Genomic DNA, 503 nt, shown 5'->3' on the forward strand with positions numbered 1-503 from the left:
CCTTCGTAGAGGTCGCCCGCGCCGCCTACACGCCGCACGACTACCCCATCGACGAGATTGAGCCCGGCCTCGACGAGACCGCCTTCTACGACCCCAAAAACTGGACCTTTCCCGGCGGCTGCCACATCTGCGAGCTGGAGGTGGACCCCGAGACCGGGCAGGTCTTCCTCGAGCGCATCGTCGCGGCGGACGATCTCGGCGCCATCATCAATCCTATGATCGTGCACGGGCAGATCCATGGCGGGCTCGCCCAGGGCGCGGGCCAGGCGCTCTTCGAGAACTGCGTCTTCGACGAGGCGGGCCAGATGTTGACCGCGAGCTTCCAGGACTACGCCCTCCCCCGCGCCGCCGACCTGCCCGCCTATGACGTGCTGACCCACGGCACCCCCTGCGAACATAACCCGCTCAAGGCCAAGGGCTGCGCAGAGGTTGGCTCGGTCGGCCTGCCGCCGGCCATCGTGAACGCGGTGCTGGAGGCGCTGGCCGTGCTCGGCGTGCGCGAC

General features: G+C 68.8%; 1 protein-coding gene. It reads left to right on the forward strand.

The features are described 5' to 3' along the window. Window positions 1–503, forward strand: a 503-nt coding sequence (locus AC1DWF_RS39095) for a xanthine dehydrogenase family protein molybdopterin-binding subunit (protein WP_476843750.1), incomplete at both ends; no start/stop codon positions are given.

Source organism: Aminobacter sp. P4_D5, assembly GCF_056401815.1.